The 20,257-nt window shown below is 37.1% G+C and carries 22 protein-coding genes and 6 tRNA genes; 6 read left to right on the top strand and 22 right to left on the bottom strand.

Annotation, left to right across the window (positions count from 1 at the left end; genetic code table 11):
* Nucleotides 1–343 precede the first annotated feature (343 nt).
* Both KUV80_RS02455 and KUV80_RS02450 read left to right on the top strand, forming a co-directional pair.
* On the top strand, nt 344–535 hold the full coding sequence (locus tag KUV80_RS02455; protein WP_222461090.1) for a hypothetical protein: 192 nt from the start codon (nt 344–346) through the stop codon (nt 533–535).
* A gap of 20 nt (nt 536–555) precedes the next feature.
* Nucleotides 556–1,020 carry a hypothetical protein gene (locus tag KUV80_RS02450; protein ID WP_222461089.1) on the top strand — a complete coding sequence of 155 codons (465 nt, stop codon included), beginning with the start codon at nt 556–558 and terminating at the stop codon, nt 1,018–1,020.
* Between the two features lie 44 nt (nt 1,021–1,064).
* Here KUV80_RS02450 and phoU read toward each other — a convergent pair whose 3' ends face one another.
* The 7 genes from phoU to KUV80_RS02415 all read right to left on the bottom strand — a co-directional run bounded on the left by phoU (nt 1,065) and on the right by KUV80_RS02415 (nt 9,557).
* Nucleotides 1,065–1,724: a phosphate signaling complex protein PhoU gene (gene phoU, locus KUV80_RS02445; RefSeq protein ID WP_222461088.1), complete on the bottom strand. Its 660-nt coding sequence runs from the start codon at nt 1,722–1,724 to the stop codon at nt 1,065–1,067.
* A 19-nt stretch (nt 1,725–1,743) separates the two neighbouring features.
* Nucleotides 1,744–2,553 (bottom strand): phosphate ABC transporter ATP-binding protein PstB, encoded by an 810-nt coding sequence (gene pstB, locus KUV80_RS02440; RefSeq protein ID WP_222461087.1) that lies wholly within the window; start codon nt 2,551–2,553, stop codon nt 1,744–1,746.
* 24 nt (nt 2,554–2,577) lie between these two features.
* Nucleotides 2,578–3,456, bottom strand: coding sequence for a phosphate ABC transporter permease PstA (gene pstA, locus KUV80_RS02435; RefSeq protein WP_222461086.1), 879 nt, complete (start codon nt 3,454–3,456; stop codon nt 2,578–2,580).
* Nucleotides 3,456–4,412, bottom strand: a complete 957-nt coding sequence (pstC, locus tag KUV80_RS02430; protein WP_425308048.1) for a phosphate ABC transporter permease subunit PstC — start codon at nt 4,410–4,412, stop codon at nt 3,456–3,458. The genes pstA and pstC overlap by 1 nt, the downstream gene beginning before the upstream one ends.
* Nucleotides 4,413–4,502: 90 nt before the next feature.
* Nucleotides 4,503–5,462: a PstS family phosphate ABC transporter substrate-binding protein gene (locus KUV80_RS02425; RefSeq protein WP_222461085.1), complete on the bottom strand. Its 960-nt coding sequence runs from the start codon at nt 5,460–5,462 to the stop codon at nt 4,503–4,505.
* Between the two features lie 642 nt (nt 5,463–6,104).
* Nucleotides 6,105–8,159 carry a penicillin-binding transpeptidase domain-containing protein gene (locus KUV80_RS02420; RefSeq protein WP_222461084.1) on the bottom strand — a complete coding sequence of 685 codons (2,055 nt, stop codon included), beginning with the start codon at nt 8,157–8,159 and terminating at the stop codon, nt 6,105–6,107.
* 120 nt (nt 8,160–8,279) lie between these two features.
* Nucleotides 8,280–9,557 (bottom strand): MFS transporter, encoded by a 1,278-nt coding sequence (locus KUV80_RS02415; RefSeq protein WP_222461083.1) that lies wholly within the window; start codon nt 9,555–9,557, stop codon nt 8,280–8,282.
* Between the two features lie 101 nt (nt 9,558–9,658).
* Here KUV80_RS02415 and KUV80_RS02410 point away from each other — a divergent pair, with 101 nt between their 5' ends.
* Complete coding sequence (locus KUV80_RS02410) at nt 9,659–9,910, top strand: hypothetical protein (protein ID WP_222461082.1); 252 nt, start codon at nt 9,659–9,661, stop codon at nt 9,908–9,910.
* 22 nt (nt 9,911–9,932) lie between these two features.
* Here the strand turns inward: KUV80_RS02410 and KUV80_RS02405 are convergent, their stop codons facing one another.
* From KUV80_RS02405 to KUV80_RS02365, 9 genes are all read right to left on the bottom strand, one after another.
* Nucleotides 9,933–10,544, bottom strand: a complete 612-nt coding sequence (locus tag KUV80_RS02405) for a superoxide dismutase (RefSeq protein WP_222461081.1) — start codon at nt 10,542–10,544, stop codon at nt 9,933–9,935.
* 215 nt (nt 10,545–10,759) lie between these two features.
* Nucleotides 10,760–10,835: transfer RNA gene (locus tag KUV80_RS02400), tRNA-Phe, on the bottom strand.
* A 95-nt stretch (nt 10,836–10,930) separates the two neighbouring features.
* Nucleotides 10,931–11,023 (bottom strand) — tRNA-Ser (locus KUV80_RS02395).
* Between the two features lie 8 nt (nt 11,024–11,031).
* A tRNA-Ile gene (locus KUV80_RS02390) sits at nt 11,032–11,108 on the bottom strand.
* A gap of 31 nt (nt 11,109–11,139) precedes the next feature.
* Nucleotides 11,140–11,215: transfer RNA gene (locus KUV80_RS02385), tRNA-His, on the bottom strand.
* 23 nt (nt 11,216–11,238) lie between these two features.
* A tRNA-Met gene (locus KUV80_RS02380) sits at nt 11,239–11,315 on the bottom strand.
* A 4-nt stretch (nt 11,316–11,319) separates the two neighbouring features.
* Nucleotides 11,320–11,394 (bottom strand) — tRNA-Asn (locus tag KUV80_RS02375).
* A gap of 142 nt (nt 11,395–11,536) precedes the next feature.
* Nucleotides 11,537–12,019 carry a DUF456 domain-containing protein gene (locus KUV80_RS02370; RefSeq protein ID WP_222461080.1) on the bottom strand — a complete coding sequence of 161 codons (483 nt, stop codon included), beginning with the start codon at nt 12,017–12,019 and terminating at the stop codon, nt 11,537–11,539.
* A gap of 57 nt (nt 12,020–12,076) precedes the next feature.
* Entirely contained in the window at nt 12,077–13,681 is a 1,605-nt protein-coding gene (locus KUV80_RS02365; RefSeq protein WP_222462233.1) for a Na/Pi cotransporter family protein, read from the bottom strand.
* Nucleotides 13,682–13,872: 191 nt separating this feature from the next.
* Here KUV80_RS02365 and KUV80_RS02360 point away from each other — a divergent pair, with 191 nt between their 5' ends.
* Complete coding sequence (locus tag KUV80_RS02360) at nt 13,873–14,427, top strand: DUF1189 family protein (RefSeq protein ID WP_222461079.1); 555 nt, start codon at nt 13,873–13,875, stop codon at nt 14,425–14,427.
* 12 nt (nt 14,428–14,439) lie between these two features.
* On the opposite strand, the gene KUV80_RS02355 is transcribed toward KUV80_RS02360, so the two are convergent.
* Nucleotides 14,440–15,315: a DUF1002 domain-containing protein gene (locus KUV80_RS02355; RefSeq protein WP_222461078.1), complete on the bottom strand. Its 876-nt coding sequence runs from the start codon at nt 15,313–15,315 to the stop codon at nt 14,440–14,442.
* 169 nt (nt 15,316–15,484) lie between these two features.
* Between KUV80_RS02355 and KUV80_RS02350 the strand changes: the two genes are divergently transcribed.
* Both KUV80_RS02350 and ispG read left to right on the top strand, forming a co-directional pair.
* Complete coding sequence (locus KUV80_RS02350; RefSeq protein ID WP_222461077.1) at nt 15,485–15,805, top strand: LysM peptidoglycan-binding domain-containing protein; 321 nt, start codon at nt 15,485–15,487, stop codon at nt 15,803–15,805.
* A gap of 93 nt (nt 15,806–15,898) precedes the next feature.
* Nucleotides 15,899–17,005, top strand: a complete 1,107-nt coding sequence (gene ispG, locus KUV80_RS02345) for a flavodoxin-dependent (E)-4-hydroxy-3-methylbut-2-enyl-diphosphate synthase (RefSeq protein WP_222461076.1) — start codon at nt 15,899–15,901, stop codon at nt 17,003–17,005.
* Between the two features lie 320 nt (nt 17,006–17,325).
* Here ispG and KUV80_RS02340 read toward each other — a convergent pair whose 3' ends face one another.
* The 5 genes from KUV80_RS02340 to KUV80_RS02320 all read right to left on the bottom strand — a co-directional run bounded on the left by KUV80_RS02340 (nt 17,326) and on the right by KUV80_RS02320 (nt 20,164).
* Nucleotides 17,326–17,694, bottom strand: a complete 369-nt coding sequence (locus tag KUV80_RS02340; RefSeq protein ID WP_222461075.1) for a DUF4190 domain-containing protein — start codon at nt 17,692–17,694, stop codon at nt 17,326–17,328.
* 128 nt (nt 17,695–17,822) lie between these two features.
* Nucleotides 17,823–18,035, bottom strand: a complete 213-nt coding sequence (locus KUV80_RS02335; protein ID WP_222461074.1) for a DUF1540 domain-containing protein — start codon at nt 18,033–18,035, stop codon at nt 17,823–17,825.
* Between the two features lie 69 nt (nt 18,036–18,104).
* Nucleotides 18,105–18,530 (bottom strand): Fur family transcriptional regulator, encoded by a 426-nt coding sequence (locus KUV80_RS02330; protein ID WP_222461073.1) that lies wholly within the window; start codon nt 18,528–18,530, stop codon nt 18,105–18,107.
* Entirely contained in the window at nt 18,527–19,375 is an 849-nt protein-coding gene (locus tag KUV80_RS02325) for a metal ABC transporter permease (protein WP_222461072.1), read from the bottom strand. Before KUV80_RS02325 ends, KUV80_RS02330 begins: the two co-directional genes overlap by 4 nt.
* A 12-nt stretch (nt 19,376–19,387) precedes the next feature.
* On the bottom strand, nt 19,388–20,164 hold the full coding sequence (locus tag KUV80_RS02320) for a metal ABC transporter ATP-binding protein (RefSeq protein ID WP_222461071.1): 777 nt from the start codon (nt 20,162–20,164) through the stop codon (nt 19,388–19,390).
* Nucleotides 20,165–20,257 lie beyond the last annotated feature (93 nt).

Below are 20,257 nucleotides of genomic sequence, written 5' to 3'. Positions count from 1 at the left end.
AGAAAACAAATATTTATTACACATTTGAAATAATCGTATCATCAGATATTTTTTTAGACAATGTGTCAAAATAGTCGAAATATGACGATACCAGTCCCTGTATATGATTGGAGTTTATGTAAAGTTTTTGTAAACGGTTGCCTCATCTGATTATTCTGAACATTAGACAAAATTATACAAAAAAATCTATTCTTTTTCCTCTTCTTTAAAAACAAAAAAAATCAATACTAGAATATAGTCGAATTGTCGTATTTTGTGTAAACTTTTGCGAAAAAGCCTATACCCCATATAAATACTATGTTATAAAAGTATAGGGAATAGCTTTACATACAGGGAGGATATTATGGAGTTTGCAATTTTTGGATTATTGCTAGTAGGAATTATTCTTTTGATTCTTTCCTTTCGAAAAAATCGAGAAAATTCAATTGAAACACAGCTAGAAAATTTTACGATTCAATTAATGAAAGAAATCTATCAGATCAAAAAGAAGTTAAAAGTCCTTGAAGACGAAATGATGATAAATGATAAGAACTAAGTTTGTAAGGAGAAAAGGGTATGACAAGTAAAAACCTTCGGGGATTCTCTGCAGGTATAATAATATCTACTGGTATATTAGCTGGTGTCTATTATACAATCGGCATAGAAAGCCAAGCTGCTTTAACAGATGAGTCAGTCGAGCAATACCTTTCCCAAAAAGGAGAGGTGGTTATTTCAGAAGAGGAATACACTTCTTTAATAAAATCTAAAGATGTGGCTTCAGTTCCTGAAAAAGAACCCGCAGAAACCGAGCCTGAAATAGAAGAAGAAAAAGTATTTGAAATGACCTTAACGATTACTCAAGGTATGAGTACAGGAGAGGTTTGCGACCTTCTAGAACAAGGTAAAATTATTAAAGATAGCGGAGAGTTTTTAAAATTCTTACGTTCAAATAACCTAGAGGGTGCCGTACGAGCTGAATCTCATCAAGTAAACAGCAACATGAATTTTGATGCGATCGCAAAAGAAATAACGAGTTCATAATAACTAAAATAGTAAAAAGCAGACGCAATTGCGTCTGCTTTTTTTTAATCATTTAACCCGTATCTTTTTCCTTTAACTAAGAAAATAATACTTTCGGCTATGTTTGTAGCGTGATCAGCCGTCCGTTCGATATATCTGCAAACGAACAACAGCTGAGTAATCTGTGTAAGGTGATCAGGATTTTTTGTCATGAGTTCAAGAAGCTCTTGGATGATTCTTCCGTATGTCTCGTCTACATAATCATCTAAATCAGCTAGTTCTTTTGCTAGTGCAACATCTTCATCGATATAGGCTTTTGTTGCCGTTGTTAGCATGTGAATAGCGTGTTTGGCCATTTTAGGAAGTTCTTCAAGTGGCTTAATTAATTCTGCAGTTCCAATTCGGATAGTAGACTTTGCAATGTTTACTGCAAAATCTGCCATTCTCTCGATATCTGAAGAAATCTTAATTGCTGCAATAATACGTCGTAAATCTGATGCAACAGGAGCTTGTTTTGCAATTAACAAAATAGCCAGATCGTTGATTTCATCTTCTAAAACATTGATTCGATTATCATTTTCAATTATTTGAAGAGCTTTATCCAAATCTTGAGTTCTCAATGCTTCAACCGATTGCAGCAACGCTTCTTCAGCCAGCTTTGAGATTTGTACAATTGCTTGTTTCATTTCTTCTAATTGAAGCTGAAAATTTTCACGAACAACCATTCCTATCACTCCTCTATTTTTATCCGAAACGTCCTGTAATATAGTCTTCTGTTCGTTTATCAGAAGGATTTGAGAATAATGTGCTTGTGTCAGTGTATTCGACAACTTCTCCATTCAAGAAAAAGGCTGTTCGATCAGAGATACGTGCTGCTTGCTGCATATTGTGGGTAACGATAACAATGCTGTATTCCTTTTTCAACTCTTGAACAAGTTCTTCAACCTTAAGTGTCGATATTGGATCAAGTGCTGAGGTAGGTTCATCCATTAGGATAACATCTGGTTCGATGGCTAGACATCTTGCAATACATAAACGCTGTTGTTGTCCACCAGATAATCCGAATGCATTTTCGTTCAAGCGATCTTTTACTTCATCCCATATAGCAGCACCTCTAAGGCTCTTTTCAACAACTTCATCTAAAACTTTTTTGTTCTTAATTCCATGGATACGAGGACCGTAAGCTACGTTATCATATATAGATTTTGGGAACGGATTCGGTTTTTGAAAAACCATTCCTACTTGTGTACGTAACTCCTCAACTCCATATTTAGGGTCAAAGATATTTTTATCTCTGTAAATGATTTCTCCAGACATTCGTACGATTGGAACCATTTCAACCATTCTATTTAATGTTTTTATAAATGTAGATTTCCCGCAGCCTGATGGTCCAATGATTGCTGTAACCTGCTTCTCAGGAATATCAAATTTAATATCTTTTAACGCATGGTCTTGTCCATACCAAAGATTTAGATTGTTTATATTAAAAACAGGGGTAACTTCCTGTTCTTCTTTTCCTTTTTGTACCGATTTTTTATTAATTGTAATATCCATTAATAAAGTCCTCCCTCTCTCTACTTAGAAGCGTTTATGAAATTTATTTCGAATGTATACGGCTATGGAGTTCATGATGAGCAAAATAATCATCAAGATAATAATTCCACTTGCAGCTAGCATATGGAAATCTTCTTGCGGTCTGCTCGTCCAGTTATACAGCTGTATTGGTAGAACCGTAAACGATGATAATAAGTTCTCTGGAACAAACGCAACGTATGCTAAGGCACCTACAACCAACAATGGTGCTGTTTCACCAACTGCACGAGATAGAGCCAAAATCGTACCTGTCAGAATTCCAGGTAATGCCGCAGGAAATACTATTCGTCTAATCGTTTGCCATTTTGTTGCACCCATACCGAATGAAGCTTCTCTGATTTCTTTAGGCACTGTTCGTATCGCTTCTTGAGATGCAACCACGATAACCGGAAGAATAAGTAGACTCATTGTTAATCCCCCAGCAAGTACACTTGAACCGAGACCTGCCAGTCGGACAAAAATTGTTAATCCTAATAGTCCAAAAACAATGGAGGGTACACCTGCTAAGTTAGCAATATTGATTTGAACAAATTTGGTAAATGCGTTCTTTTTTGCATACTCTTCAAGATATATCGCAGTCCCCACTCCAAGAATGAAAGAAACAGGAGCTGTAACGGTCATAATCCAGATCGTACCAACGAGGGCTGCCCATATTCCAGCACGTTCAGGTAATCGGGATGCAAAGCTCGTAATGAAATCTAAACTTAAATAAGGCAATCCTTCATCAAGGATACGAAATAGTAAAACTCCTAATACAAGTAAAGAAAAACTAGTCGCTAAGATAAAAAGAAATTTCGCAAAATTATTAGCAGCAATTCTACTGCCCATTTTTTTCTTTACAGACTCTTTATTAATTAAAGCCATTAATATTCCTCCCTAAACTTGCGGGAAATAAACTGAGCAAGCAAATTCATGATCAACGTAAATACAAACAACGTCATTCCTACAGCATAAATACTGTAATAGATAGTCGTACCATAACCCGTGTCACCTTGACTAACCTGTACAATATAAGCTGTCATCGTTTGAATGGATTCCGTAATATTAATATCCGCTGTTGGTCTGGACCCACCTGCAATCGTTACAATCATCGTTTCTCCGATCGCACGTGAGATACCAAGTACGAATGATGCAATGACACCAGATAGAGCAGCTGGAAGAACAACCTTCATTGCTACTTCAAATCGCGTTGCTCCAAGAGCCATTGCTCCTTCTCTCATTGAATTCGGAACAGCATTCATCGCATCTTCAGATAAAGATGCAATCATGGGAATAATCATAATACCTACAACAATACCTGGACTTAACGCATTAAAGATGGAAATGCCTCCCGGTATGATACTATCCAACACAGGTGTCACAAAAGTTAAGGCGAAAAAACCATAAACGATAGTCGGGATACCTGCAAGTACTTCTAATATAGGTTTAATAAATTTTCGGGTCTTTGCAGATGCATATTCGCTTAAATAAATGGCTGCAGCAAGTCCTACAGGAATTGCAACGACCATTGCTATCGCTGTTACGGTCAAAGTCCCCATTACAAGTGCTAAAATACCATAATCGGCATTATCATCTGCTGTGAAGGGAAACCAATGCGTGTTTGTAAAAAATTCAACGATTGAAACCCGACTAAAAAATGTAAACGTTTCTGTTAAAAGTGTAAAAACAATACCAAGTGTTGTGAATATTGAAATTACTGCACAAATCATAAAAAACTTAGGTACTACTTTTTCCATTACCGCGGATTGACTTCTTCTAGATTTATTTTCCTTAATCATTGCGCGGATTGAATTCTGGTTCTTTTTATCAGTTGTCACCAACAAGACCTCCTATAAATCGACAAAAACTAAACAGGATAAAGGTGAGGAGATTTCACTCCTCACCCTCTATTTAGTATACAATAAATATTCTTATTTTCCTGCTAGTTCATCTAACTTTTTAAGTTGCTCTTCATACTTTTCTTTTGGTAGAGAAACATATCCGATCGTGTCAGATGATGCAAGCTCTCCAGCATTCTCAAGAGTAAACTTTAAATATTCATAAACCGCTTCGTTTTCTTTAACTGATTTATTGTTAACATATGTGTACAATGGGCGAGAAAGTGGAGCATATTCTCCTGATTCAATTGTCTCTGCATTTGGTTCAACTGGTCCGTTACCGCCATCGATAGGAACAGCCTTAACTTTGTCTTTATTTGCTTGGTAGTACGCATATCCGAAAAATCCGATTGCATTTTCTGACCCAGTAACACCTTGTACTAGAACGTTGTCATCTTCAGAAAGTTGTGCATCACGACGCATAGGTTTTTCATCTAGAATTGCTTCATTCCAATAATCATAAGTACCAGAATCTGTTCCAGGGCTGAAGAATTCTATCTTTTTTGCAGGCCACTCAGGACGAATATCTTTCCAAGTCTTAACTTTTCCTTCTTCTAACCACATTTTTTGTAACTCTTCAACTGTTAAGTGGTCAATAAAATCGTTTTCTTTACTTACTACTACAGATAAACCATCTTTAGCAAGTTCGAACTCTGTGAACTCAATCCCTTTTTCTGTAGCAGCTGTTTTTTCTTCATCTTTAATTGGACGAGAAGCGTTTGCAAGGTCTAATTCTCCACGAATAAACTTTTCAAATCCACCACCGGATCCTGATACACCAACAGGTGCTTGTACGTCAGGATTAGCAGCTTGGAATTCTTCAGAAACAGCTTCCATGATTGGAAATACTGTGGATGATCCATCAATTTTAATTTTTCCGCTTAAGTCGCCGCCGCCAGCAGCTCCTTCTTCACTCTTGTTTCCGCAAGCTGCTGCGAAAACCAAAATTAGTGACATTACAGCTAATAGGTATACAGACTTCATTTTCTTCATCTTGATTTGGTCCCCCTAAAAGTAATTTCGTCTTTTTTCATGTCGAGAAAGTTTTTCTCAGGTCATGAACCCATATAACTTATTCGTTTTTTCTTACATTACCTACAATAAGCTTTTATTATTAATTCCGTTTTAATGAATTGTAAAGAGTTTGTAAAGACTGATTTCAAGTTGTATACATACTTATCATTTACTGTTTACCCGTAACTATTCAAAAGAAACCACATATCTAACGCGAGGCCACTGAAAAGCCATTTTAATTAAAATAACAAGGCCCTTAATAACAAATATTTGAACATCTGGATTGGAGCAATGGCTTTCTGCCGTTGTCATGATCATAATTGGTCCTTTAGTTATCATAGATAAGCGAATAATCTACAAGCTTAATCATTGGCGAAGCATATTTTCTAGAAGTAAAATCAAATCAAAAGGGACTGAAGGGCATCGACCAATATTTGATTTCTTTATTTTATAGAAAAAAAGATCAACCCAACTCGATAATAGCTGGTTTGATCTTTTTTAAATTTATTTGTAGGGATTGTAGCGGAAGGGTACTGACTCCTTCGAGACCAGTGGGACAGTCCGTAAAGCGTAAGCGGCTCGTTCAGCCCCGACACGCAAACACTTTTTCAGTACCCTCATCTAACGCGGTTCTTTCTCTTTTTGTTTTTGCTCTGTCTCTTGTTTTGTTGATATACCCTCTTTTTTCATGGAAAAATAAGCGTCGAGAATTCCTTCACCAATTTCATTGTTTGTATAGCCTTCCCGAATGTCAGGAACAATCACTGCAAATGCCACTTCTGGATTATCATATGGGGCATAGCCAATCAATGTCTTGTTGTATAAACCTGTTTTTTTATCGACTTCAGCTGTACCCGTTTTACCTGCAGGGTTATATTCTTTATCTTTAAATATCCATGCAGCTGTTCCATTTTTTCCGTTCATCACTTCATGAAAACCCTTTTGTACCACTTTAATATCATTTTGATTCATTTCTATTTTATTCAAAACATTAGGTTCAAAACGATAAAGAAGCTTGCCTAATTTATTTGGATCAATAGAAGGCTCTCTTACTTCTTTCAATAAATGAGGCTGCATTCTTAATCCGCCATTTGCAATGGTTGCTACATATTGAGCCATTTGCATGGGTGTGTACGTATCAAATTGTCCTATAGAGAAGAACATAGCCTGAGACAGTTCATTGCTTACCCCGGTATTGTATCCTGTCGCTTCAGAAGGGAGATCAATGCCCGTAGGTACTCCAAGACCAAATTGACTATATGAATTTCGTAGGATCTCAAAGGCTTCATTTACTTTATGATCATTGAATCGTTTGTTTGCATAGTCGTATCCTGAAAGGCGCATCGCGATGTGCCACATGTATATATTTGAAGATCGTTCCAGTGCTTCAACTGCATCTACAGCTCCCATGTTTTCATGGGATTTTAGTTTTCTTCCATCCCCGAATGTTAATGGTGCATCATTAATGATAGTTTGAGATGAAACTACTCCTTCTTGCAAGCCTGTTAATACAGTCGCTCCTTTTACGGTTGAACCCATTGCATAGGAATGATAGATGTTACCAAACGGGATGTCTTTAAATTTACCGGAACTGCGATCATATTCTTTGGCAGCCATAGACAAAATTTCTCCTGTATACGGATCCATCATCACGACATAGGCACTGTCTAATTGTTTGTTGTCGTACGCATACTTTCCACGTATCGCTTCTTTTAATTTTTCCTCGATGACACTCTCCACTTTTTGCTGAAGATTCATATCAACGGTTAAAACTAAATCGCTCCCTCTTGCCCCTTCTTCTTCTACTGGATCGCCGACAGGATTTCCTTTTTTATCGGTAACATACTTAATTTTTGTTTTTGTACCACGAAGAACAGATTCGTATTGTTCCTCTAAAAAACTTGTCCCTACCATATCATTGCGGTCATTGCCTCTTATTGTGTAATAATCCATTCTCGCTTTTGGAATTTGTTTAACTTGTCCGAAAACATCCCGAAAAGACTCTTTGAATGGATAAGAGCGTTCAGCATCAGGTTTTATATCAATGCCTTCCAACTCTGGTAAGTGTTCACTGATCATAGCGATTTCTTTTTGTGTAGCTCCAATTTTAATTCTCTGAGGAGAAAGCGTATACCCACGATCCATTTCACTTTTTATCGCGAGAACTTCAAGTTGCGATTCGGTTAATGACTCAATATCTTCTTGCGTAACTTTTTTTAGCATTAAATCATAAAGCTCATTAGGGGGTGTTTTTTTTTCTTCTGATGCTGTTATTCTTTCTTTCATCACTTTTTCATTCAAGAAAATAAAGTAGTCTTTTTTGTCTCGATCGGTTAGATCTTCTGTTTCTTTTGTTATCAATTCACTTAATTTTTTTGCAATATCATGCCTTTTTTCTGTATCTGCTTCTCTTGTCCTTGTATATGTAATGGAAAAGACAGGTTCGTTGTCTACAACTACTCGATATTGAGCATCGAACATTTTGCCGCGTGGTGCATCCAGTTTTGTTGTCACATTTTCAGTCAAGTAAGCATTTCTTTTATATTCTTCACCTTTGACGATTTGTACATAGCCTAAGCGAAGAACAAGAATGGAAAAGAGCAAAAATACCGACAAAAATAAAGCATTAATTCTAATCGGTACGTGGTTTTTCTTTTTATTGGATTTTGGTTTCATAATATTGTAAATCTCCCCTTAAAACAGCACAGACACCTAGAATCAGGTGTCTTAAACGAACCGGTTATTATATTTACATAACAATAGTATCCTTACCATGCTTAAAATGTCAAAAGATAATTATTGTTTATTAGAATTATTACCATCTTGTTGGGTTTCAGAAAACTCGATCGATTCAACCGGAGAATTTGCAGGAACAGATACATCCTTTAAACAAAAATATATGGCAAAATGTCCCGCTCCAAGTATCGGCAATAGAAAGGGTATGCCACGCTCTTCAGACAAAAAGTGAACAACGAAAATAAAGGTGAGAATGGAAATAATCCTTCCCATATTTAAAAATAATTCACGTACCACAATGTACTCTATTCTCTTTTCATAAATTCCCCGGCATTTTCCTATAATGTCATACGTTAACGACACATATGGCACTAATAGAAGCGGATAAGCGATAGAGACAGAAACACCATAGATAATTAATAATTTAAAGGAAATGGGAACTAGCAACAAAAAAGGAGAGATAAATAACAATAGTCCTCCTGCAAAAATAGCCCTTTTCCGATAGTATGGTTTTAAATAATGAGAAACCATATAATACCCAATAAAAGAAACGACGGATTGAACAAACCCAAATGTTCCTAAGGCAAATTCGCTATTTGATGCAGTGTATACCCAAATAACGATTAAAAATATGAACGTTCCTTCACGCAAACCTTGAAAGAAATGAGCTTTGAGTAGTTGAAGCCAATCTTTATTTACTTTCGTTTCACGGAATACTTCCTTCAATCCATAAGTTCCCTCTGCTCTTCTTCGCTTTAAAAAGAAACTTAATATCACTGCCATCAAAAATAAAATCATCGAAACCGTAAAGATGGTTTCATATCCTAAATGTTTGTCCATTCTTGTAATAATAAAACCAGCACTTAAAGGACCAATCATTCCTGACAAGGAATTTAATACTCCAAGGTAGCCATTAAAAAAGTCTCTCGTCTCAGGTTCAGTAACCTCTAGTGTTAAAACATTAAAAGCAAGCCAGTAAAACCCTAGACCGCAACCTAACATGGCTCCGAGGGCTATTAAGTAATGACTTGCCATGGATCCTAAAAGCAGTACACCAATATAAAATAGTGCCAAAATCACTACGCCTATCCTTAATACGATCACGCGATCAATTTTTTTTGCACACCATCCAGCCCAAGTAAAGGCAATCGGCTGCATGACAACAATAGCAAGATTGTAAAACGCTATATCGGTTATATCTTTGGATTGCTTCCATAAAAATATATTAACAAATGTATTGGATAAGGCTGTACTTAACGTAAACAAACCTCCGACAAATAGCAGCAAAAAAAGATCCCTAGGGTATTGGTCGCTGTCCATGAATTTTTTCCGTATCATGTTTCTCGCCCCTTTACATATCGTCGTTAGTGTCTTTCAACTGATGAGGGGCTATTCACAATTTACTTAATTGGTTTTTATTGTATAAAGGAGAGTTTTTTATGTTCGAATATTGGATTTTTGAAAGTGAAACATCGAATATAAGCGCTGTAATAAAAAAGGAAGAAGACAAAGAGGAAGGCTTAATACAGGAAAGTGGGGATTATGTTTGGTATTTCCAGGCAAATAATATTTTTGTCATTCAATCGCACATCCCTTTCGGCGACGGGAATTTATTACTTGATGATGTCTTAATAACATTAGCGAAACGATTCCAAGTCCAGGATAAGGGAATAATAAAAAGCTGCTGGTAAAACCAGCAGCTTTATTAAGAGCTTACTTCGCTTCATTATAGCGTTTTTCAACTTCATCCCAGTTTACAACGTTCCAAAATGCAGAGATGTAATCAGGGCGTTTGTTTTGGTATTTTAAATAATAAGCATGCTCCCAAACATCTAATCCAAGAATAGGAGTTTTCCCCTCCATAACTGGAGTATCTTGGTTTGGAGTACTTGTAACTTCAAGTTCACCATTATTTACGACTAACCAAGCCCATCCGGACCCAAATCTTGTTTTCCCGGCATTAGCAAATTCTTCTTTAAACGCATCTAGGCTGCCAAATTTATTGTTGATTTTATCAGCGAGTTCTCCAGTTGGAGAATTTGCTCCACCTGGTGCGATTACTTCCCAGAACAAGCTATGATTTGCGTGTCCACCGCCATTATTTCTTACTGCGTTTTGAATATTTTGCGGAAGAGAATCAAGGTTTGAAAGAAGATCCCCAATACTTTTATTTTCAAATTCTGTTTGACCTTCAAGAGCAGCATTCAGGTTGTCCACATATGCTTTATGGTGACGTCCATGATGAATCTCCATCGTCTCTTTGTCAATATGTGGTTCAAGAGCATTTGTTTCATAAGGTAATGCAGGCAGTTCAAATTTAGCCATGTTCATTTCCTCCTTGTAATATGTAGAGTTTTTATTTTCATTCTCAAGATAACCTTGAAAAGTGAAACCAATTATTCAACTTACTTGTATAAAAAGTGATTTAACACTAATTTTACCTTATCAAATTGAAGCGAAACTTTCAATTCTTAAGCACTGTTCCTTTTAGAAATAAAAAAACCTTGCTAAAGAAATCGCAAGGTTTGTATGTATGAGTATGGTGGCTCGAGACGGAATCGAACCGCCGACACGAGGATTTTCAGTCCTCTGCTCTACCGACTGAGCTATCGAGCCATAAATGTTAAAAAACAAAATGATAAACTCTTAGGAGCATATCCATCGAGACCACTCATAGTCTTTGCTCATCGTCACTGAGCTTAAATATGTAATGGAGGAGGTAGAGGGATTCGAACCCCCGCGGGTCGTTAAACCCCTGTCGGTTTTCAAGACCGATCCCTTCAGCCGGACTTGGGTATACCTCCTCGACTTATGGTGGACCCTGTAGGACTCGAACCTACGACCAATCGGTTATGAGCCGACCGCTCTGACCAACTGAGCTAAGGGTCCATGGTAAATATATGGTTATGTAAGAAAGATATGGGGCGGACGAGGGGAATCGAACCCCCGAATGCCGGAACCACAATCCGGTGCGTTAACCACTTCGCCACGACCGCCATCGTGGAAAATAAAAACATTTTGGTAGCGGCGGAGGGAGTCGAACCCACGACCTCACGGGTATGAACCGTACGCTCTAGCCAGCTGAGCTACACCGCCAAAATGGCTCCACAGGTAGGACTCGAACCTACGACCGATCGGTTAACAGCCGATAGCTCTACCACTGAGCTACTGTGGAATAATGAAAAAAACATTTTTTAAGGACAAGAACTACTATAGCATGATGTCTTTATTCCTGTCAATAAGATTTTTCAACGAACACATGTGCTTTTTTAGAACAAAAATAATATAGCATTTCACAGAGCAATAAGCAAGGTCGTTTATAGAATTTGATAAAAAAAGTACCCTATCATCAGAACTTGAGTAAAAACTTTTACAATCGTTGTTCCCACAAATGCGAGTACTGTCCCTATACCGATCGAAACAGACGCCTTAAACCCTTTTCTGTGGAAAATGAGTTCAGTTAAAACAGCACCCAAAAATGGGCCGATTAATATACCTGCAACAGGAATAACAAATGGACCTGCGATAAGTCCGATCGTACTTCCCCATAATGCAGCCTTAGACCCGCCCTTTCTTTTAATCGCTAAAGCATTTCCAACGTAATCCACAACAAACAAACTGATAAACAGTAATATTTGTATTGCTATGAATATCAGGGTGAAAGGCTTGAATGTGAATGCCAATCCATAAATAATAAATCCAGCAGCCAGGAATAGTACACCTGGTAAAATCGGATAGACTAAAGCGATAAAACTAATAACAAAAGCTGCTCCGATTAATATCCAATATAACGTTTCCATGTTCATCACCCTCCATGAAATAAAAAAAACCAGGAGAGAAATCCTCCTGGTAATAGTTTACTTCTCTAATACTGCTTCTGCAATGTTAACTGCATGGTCCCCTATTCTTTCAAGGTTACTCACAATGTCTACAAAGACGATTCCCGCATTCCCATCACAAGAACCTTCATTCATACGAATGATGTGCTGTTTTCTAAGCGTGCGTTCCATCTTATCAATTTTATCTTCTAGTCCAAGAACTTCTTTTGCAAGTTCCACATTATTTTCCTCAAGTGCTTTTACAGCTTTGTCAACCGTTGAAACTGTAAGATTGAACATCGTATCAAGGTCTTGTTTAGCGATATCTGTTAAACGAACATTGTTTCTCAGCTGATAGTCCACAAGCTCAATAATATTTTCCATATGGTCCCCAATACGCTCTATATCACGAGACGTATCTAAAAGCATAGAATGTTCATTAGATTCTTGAGGGGTTAATGGATGAGTCGACAATTTCACCAAATAAGATGTGATTTGACGATCAAGATTATTTATCGCTTCTTCGTATTGAAGAGCTAAATCAGAATTCTTTTTGTCTTTTTCATTTAAATAAGCGATTGCTTCTTTTAATCCAGCTTGTGAATAGTTTGCCATTCTAATAATTTCTTGCTTAGCTTGGCTAATCGCCATTGCAGGAGAAGATTCAAGTACAATTTCATCTAAATGCTTTGCCTTGTACTCAATTAATACATCTTCGCCTTTTATTATTTTTGTAACTATAAGAGCAAGCAGTCCTATAAACCAGAATTGAACAAGTACATTGGTGATGTTAAACGTTCCATGAGCAAACGCGATCTGCATGGCTGGTTCTAAACTTAATTTTGTTGATAAAAATTCGATGTAATGTCTGAATGGTACAAGAAGGATTAAAAAGATTACCGTACCAAGCAAATTAAAGATAACATGCGTTAGAGCAGCTCTTCTTGCTGCAACAGTTGTTCCAATCGCTGCAAGGATTGCTGTGATGGTCGTACCAATATTATCACCAAACAACACCGGCAAGGCAGCTTTTAGGTCAATCATATTTTGAGAATAAAGCTCTTGTAGAATCCCAATTGTTGCACTCGATGATTGAACAACTACGGTAAATAGAGTTCCTATTACGACTCCAAGAATAGGATTGTCACTCATAGAAATTGTTAAATCTTGAAATGCCTGCAAACTTCTTAGAGGTTTCATCCCGTCACCCATAAGTTCAAGCCCTAAGAAGAGCGCTCCGAAACCGAACGTAATTTGACCGAAATAGTTATACTTAGGATTTTTAAAGAAAAAGATTAACATTGAACCAATTGCTATAATCGGCAAAGCATACTCACCTACGTCAATTCCAATAATGAATGAAGTTACTGTAGTCCCGATATTGGCACCCATTATAACTCCAATCGCTTGACGAAGAGTTAAGAATCCGGCGTTTACTAATCCCACCGTTAAGACAGTTGTCCCGGAACTACTCTGTATTAGAACCGTTACAAAAATTCCTGCTAATACTCCCATGAATGGGTTTGTCGTTAATTTATCAAGTATATCTCGTAATCGATCCCCTGCAGAATTTTGAAGGCCATCTCCCATGTATTTAATCCCAAACAAGAAGATACCTAATCCTCCGATAAATTGAAATAACATTTCTTGATAATTCAATGAATACAGCTCCTTATTGTCAATCTGTTATAGACCTTTGCCATTATCTCCATTTGTGAACTTTATGTAAAGAAAAAATAGGGTTTTGTAATAATTCCTTTACAATTGATTTAACATTGTCGATTTTTAATGCTTCATGTACACTAAAAATGTTCAAACAACAAAGGAGTTTTTTCATGAATTTACATATCCGTTTACTAAAAAGTCTATACTCTACAGCAGCTATTTCGCATTTTCGTTTTCTTGGTGTTGGCAGTACGATTCTTTATATCTTAGCGTTAGCATTTTTATCCATGATTCCAGTGGTAACACTATTTGTATTGAATCTTAATCAAAGAAATACAAGCATGGATAATTTCCAAAATTACGGTTTAGATCCTGAACAAATGAAAGAATTTGCTTTATCCATGGAAGGCATTCTTCCGATCGTTCTGATGGTAGTCTATCTGGCGATGTATATCCTTCTAGCAGGAAGTTTATTTTCGGGAATCTCAGTATTGGCGGGGCTGGGTCTTCCCTTCTCAAAAATACTAAAGAAGAAATTAACCTATAAACATTTATGGGTAATGTCCTGTTATTCCATTACACTGCCTGTTTTCTTGTTAACCATTCTTTTTGTACTGAATGTGCATTTACCCTTTTCTTTTCTTTTATTTTGGATTGTTTCGAGTCTAATTCTTCTTCTAGCTATAAAGCATATTCCTGTAAAAAAAATAGAAAGCGGCTCATGAGCCGCTTTCTTTTTATTTAAATATTGATTTTATCGCTTCTATCAAAGCAACTAAGAGAGCAATTACTTGTTGAATAAAGGATTGTGTTTCTTCTTTGTTTAGAAAGTCCCCTAAGTTCTCACTGATGTTCTTAAGATCACTTTGTACTTGATTCCAATCTATATTAAGATCCTTCATCTTATTGAATAGAGAGATTAAGCCGTTAAGCTCTTCTTGAGTTAGATCAATCCCCATATCCTTCGCAACCTTTTCGATTAAAGCACGTAGGTCTTCTTCTGATTGTACCGGATTTTTAGCGATTTCTTCTTTAACACGTGTCATTAGTTCAGTTGCTTCTTTTACACCGATTCGTTCACCAAGTTTTGCAGTCTTGACCATTTCTTCATTGGCTACTTGTTTTTGTGCTTCAGGAATTTCAATTTGAGCAGTTGTTTCATACGCCTTTAAAATTCCTGTTAATGCGGCTGTCCCTGACACTTCAAAGGGGGCTGTCACATATATTTCAGCATCTGTTACACCTGCTGTTGTCAATGCATTCATATACATCTCTTCGGTAACCCAATTGATGTTGTTCGTTTCCACAGATAACCCTTGATCTTTTTCTCCTATTGTAATCTTTGAAGATGAGATCGCTTTTGAACCAATTTGGGCCTTCGAAATATAATTACCTAAGTATTTATGTTCTTCTTCATTTGTAACTGTTACGGTTTGGACATCTTCTTTTACATCCATTTCCTTTACTAACGAATTCTTTTGTTCCTCAGTTAGATTTTGTCCTAAAGTGACAATAACATCACCTGGCGCTGCGTCCGCTAACATCTTCAATGGTGCGATAAATAATGCAGCAGCCATAATTGAAAGCAGTGCCATTACTTTTGCTTTTTTCATACTGTTCACCTCTCCCATCGGTACAACTACAGTGATACGCTACACACATTTCTTTTTTGTCCATCATTTCTTTCCATTTTACACCACAGGTCCTGAGAAAGTCACTTTTAACCTGTCATAAAAAAAGTGGACAAGCATATAGTCTTATATGAGAAAGGAGAGGGATAAAATGAAACGTTTTTTAACAGGTTGTACAATTTTGCTTATCTTATATGTAGTTGCTTATGATCTGAAAATCGGCACACTCCCTCAAGCTCAACCCGCAAAAGCGCAAATTAAGACGAAAGATCAAATTCATAAATACCATTCTTATGAAGTTAACCCTGGAGATACTTTAATTTCAGTGGTTGAAAAATTAAATTCGAACGGAGATTATTCCATCATATCTATGATAAAAGACTTCAAAACATTGAACCCTGGCGTAAATCCTGAAAGTATACAAATAGGACAAACTTATAAATTTCCCTCTTATAAAAAAGCGGAAAGGTAACAATACTTGTCAAAACAAAATAATCCCTGCTAAAATGAACTATCGATAGGACAGACTAATACTGTCAATTAAATAAAAGGAGCGATTCACCAAATGAGTGAAATCACCCACCGTTCAAAAACAAGACCTGTAAAAGTTGGACCTTTGACCATCGGAGGTACTGACCAGGTAATCGTACAAAGTATGACGACGACAAAGACTCATGATGTGGAAGCAACAGTAGCAGAAATCAAGCGTTTAGAAGAAGCTGGCTGCCAAGTTGTCCGTGTAGCATGCCCTGATATGCGAGCGGCAGAAGCCATCGCTGAAATCAAGAAAAGAATTACGATTCCGCTAGTTGTTGATATCCACTTTGATTATAAACTTGCACTAAAAGCGATCGAGGGCGGAGCTGATAAGATTAGAATTAACCCAGGAAATATCGGACGCCGCGAAAAGGTTGAAGCTGTCGTTCAAGCAGCCAAAGCAAAAGGTATCCCTATCCGAATTGGTGTTAATGCAGGATCTTTAGAAAAAAAATATTTAGAAAAATACGGATATCCGACTGCAGATGGAATGGTAGAAAGTGCCTTAGATCACATCCGAATATTAGAAGAGCTTGATTTTCACGACATCATTGTATCGATGAAAGCATCAGATGTAAATTTAGCCATTGAAGCATACGAAAAGGCATCAAGAGCATTCAATTACCCTCTTCACTTAGGAATTACTGAATCAGGAACATTGTTTGCCGGAACTGTAAAAAGTGCAGCTGGCCTTGGTGCGATTCTTCATAAAGGGATCGGTAACACCGTTCGAATCTCATTAAGTGCTGACCCGGTAGAAGAAGTTAAAGTTGCCCGGGAATTATTAAAATCATTTGGTCTTCTTTCAGATGCCGCAACTCTAATATCTTGTCCGACTTGTGGACGTATCGAGATCGATTTGATTTCCATTGCAAATGAAGTTGAAGAATATATTTCAAAAGTGCGTGCGCCCATAAAAGTAGCTGTTTTAGGTTGTGCAGTAAACGGTCCTGGTGAAGCAAGAGAAGCTGATATCGGTATTGCAGGAGCCCGAGGAGAAGGGTTATTGTTCAGACATGGGGAGATCATCAGAAAAATTCCAGAAGATCAATTGCTTGATGAATTAAAAAAAGAAGTAGATCTTTTGGCTAAAGCACATGAAGAAAAATTAAAAGCAGAAGCACAGCAAGTTTGATAAAAGGAAAGCTCCCGATGCCGGGAGCTTTTTTTGCGGGTCTCTAGTAGTAGCTTTAAATAACTTAGAGACACAAAAAAAATGTCTTTTTGATATGCACGAATTGACGTTTTGTACACCTGATTCGCACAGGTTTATTCTTATGAAGATTTATCCCATGTTATTTCAATGAATTCCACGTTATTTCTAATAATTCAAACGTTATTTTAATTAATTCCACGTTAAATAAAATTTATCCGATTTTCGACAAAAGAGAACAAACTGAATATTGTTCCATAAAAAAGAAGAAGCGATACGCTTCTTCTTTGCTCCCTCTTACGTTAAAAGAACGGTGCAAAAAACAAGGAAATAATAACGGAAACGATTCCGATTCCGATTGCCCAGTTTCCGAGCATTTTTGCACCTTGTCTTCTGGCAACAAATCCAACGATAATACCTGCAGCTCCTAATAAAACAGGAAGAATAAACAAAGAAAGAACTGAGAGGATAAGCGCGATAACTCCTGTTGCTCTTCCGCCTTCTCTTTCTTTTCTTTCCTGATGAACATGTCCACGATCTCTGCCATCATCTAAATGAGGTCGTTCATTTTCAGGAAAAGTCATGTCACTTCTAACGGGCACAGCTTCAGCTGCCATCTCTTCTCGAAAGTCAGCTTCGTTTATATCTCGCTCATTTTTTTCGTATGCCATTTTAAATTCCCCCTCTTTTAGTCTTAAGGAGCGTTATTATTATGGCATTCAAAGGGGGTTTTCATAGATGTTAACTTATGGGCATTCATTCTTCTTACAAGAAAGAGGCCTAAAATCGGCCTCTTTGATTAATGTTTTGCCCTAAAGGTATGGCAGCAAGTTTCTGCTGTCTCGTGGGCATGATCTTTATGTGCTGCATCTCCTTCGAGGTTACCGCCAGCACTCATGTCATAAGAATTATTCGCATGTTTGTCGATCTCAACAAGAATAGCATCTGCTATACAGTTATTGCCTTCCCCCCAATAGGTGCAATTTGAAACATTACATTTAACTTCAGGCATAAAAAAACCTCCTTTCTCTATAGCTTGGCTTAATGAAAGGAGGAGCATACTCAAATTTAATGAAATATTTTATTGTTTGCATCCGGTGCAATAGCCGTAGATCTCAAACTTATGACCGGTCACATCAAAACCGTTTATGTCGGTATTTAAAACCTCCATCGGACATGAATGAATCGACTTCGTACTGCCGCATGTTAAACAAATTAAGTGATGATGATGTTCATTATGCGAACAAGTAAACCGAAACTTTCTTTCGCCCTCCCATTCCGTTTCTTCAAGTAAATCTAATTCTGCAAATGTGGTCAAGTTCCGATAGATCGTATCGAAACTAAGGCCGGGGTATTTATCTTTCAAAGCTTCTTGAACATCTTTGGCTGATAGGTATCTCTTTTCCCGTGCAAAAAGAGTAAGCAGATCTCTTCTTTTTTCAGTGTATTTATACCCTTTTTCTTTTAACAGATCCATCGCTCCATCAATTGTTAACGTATATTTCATACATGACCCACCTTTCGTGAACCTGTAAACTTTTTATATAAAATACACAGTGTTAATATGAGAACAAGACATAAGACGATTGTACCGCCTGACGCGATATCCAAATAATAAGATAAAAACATCCCTAGAATTACAGCGATCTCTCCAAATAAAACAGAAAGCCAGATGGTTTGTTTAAATCCTTTTGCAATTCGAATACTAGCAGCCACCGGCAACGTCATAAGAGAGGATACTAAAAGGATGCCTACAACTTTCATGGAAGCTGCAATAACTAATGCGGTAATTGCCATAAACGCAATCAAAATCCAATTGCTTCTTATACCTGAAAGCTTGCCTTGTTCTTCATCAAATGAAAGTACGAATAATTCCTTATACATGAAAAAAACAAACAAAAGTACCACAATTAAAATGGCAAATACCGTCCAAACATCAGATTGTTTAACCGCAATAATACTGCCGAAAAGGTAACTGAACAAATCTGCATTAAATCCATCTGCCATCGAAATAAAAATCACACTAAGTCCGATACCAGCCGACATAATAATCGGAATGGCTAACTCTTCATAATGTTTGTAGACCTTCCGAAGCTGCTCAATGAAGATTGCTCCGCCTACTGAAAAGGCCATTCCCAGATAGATCGGATTCGCTCCTGCAAAAAGTGCAAACCATTTTCCAAGCAATAAATTTGCAGCAATTCCAGCAAGCGTTATATGGGAAAGGGCATCTGCGATAAGGGCCTGACGTCTAACTACAATGAATACCCCTAAAACCGGAGCTAACAAACCAACCATAATTCCGGTTAAAAAAGCATTTTGTAAAAATTCATATTTAAAAATTGGAAACATTTGTTCATCCCCTTATCTGTGTTCATGGTCATGGCTAAGCACATGAACATGATGCCCATAAAAAGCAGACATGTTTTCTGAAGAACTTTCCTCAAATTCTTTTGTATTTCCATGAAAGTGAATCTGCTTGTTTAAACATGCTACATCTGTAACATAATCTGTCATAACGCCAACATCATGAGTAACTAAAACGAGCGTCATCTTTTTTTCCCGATGAAGACTATCCAGCATTTTATAAAAGGATGCAGAAGATTCGACATCTACTCCAACCGTTGGCTCATCCAATATTAATAACTCTGGATCACTCACTAAAGCTCTCGCGATAAAAATTCGCTGTTGCTGTCCGCCTGAGAGTTCACCAATGTTCTTTTGAGCAAATTCCTCCATGTTTACAGACCTTAAAGCTTCCCAGACTTTCTCTTTGTCCGTAGCCTTTAGAAAACGAAATAGACCAACCTTACCAAATAACCCCATGGACACGACTTCAAAGGCTGTTGCAGGAAAGGCGGTGTTAAAGCTGTTCGCTTTTTGAGAAACATAGCCGACTTTTTCCCAGTCATTAAATTTTTGAACTTTTTCTCCAAATAAATAAACGCCACCTTGCTGCGGCTTTAATAGACCAAGTATACATTTGATTAAAGACGATTTCCCTGATCCATTTGGACCTACAAGCCCTAAAAAGGATCCTTGTGTAATTTCCATTGTTATATGTTCAAGTACGTTTTTTTCACCATAATGGAAGGATAAATCATCCACTAAAACAGCTGGAATATTCTTCTTGTTCACCATGATCATCCTTCCTTTAACGTTTGATAAGTAGTAATGAGTACGATTTAGACTGTCTCATAGTATACACGAAAATAGCGAAAAGTAAAACAGCAT

Source organism: Fictibacillus nanhaiensis, from assembly GCF_019801215.1.
Taxonomy (GTDB): Bacteria; Bacillota; Bacilli; order Bacillales; family Fictibacillaceae; genus Fictibacillus; species Fictibacillus nanhaiensis_C.
The sequence above is the reverse complement of the archived record's forward strand: the minus strand, read 5'-3'. Positions and strand labels throughout refer to the sequence as shown.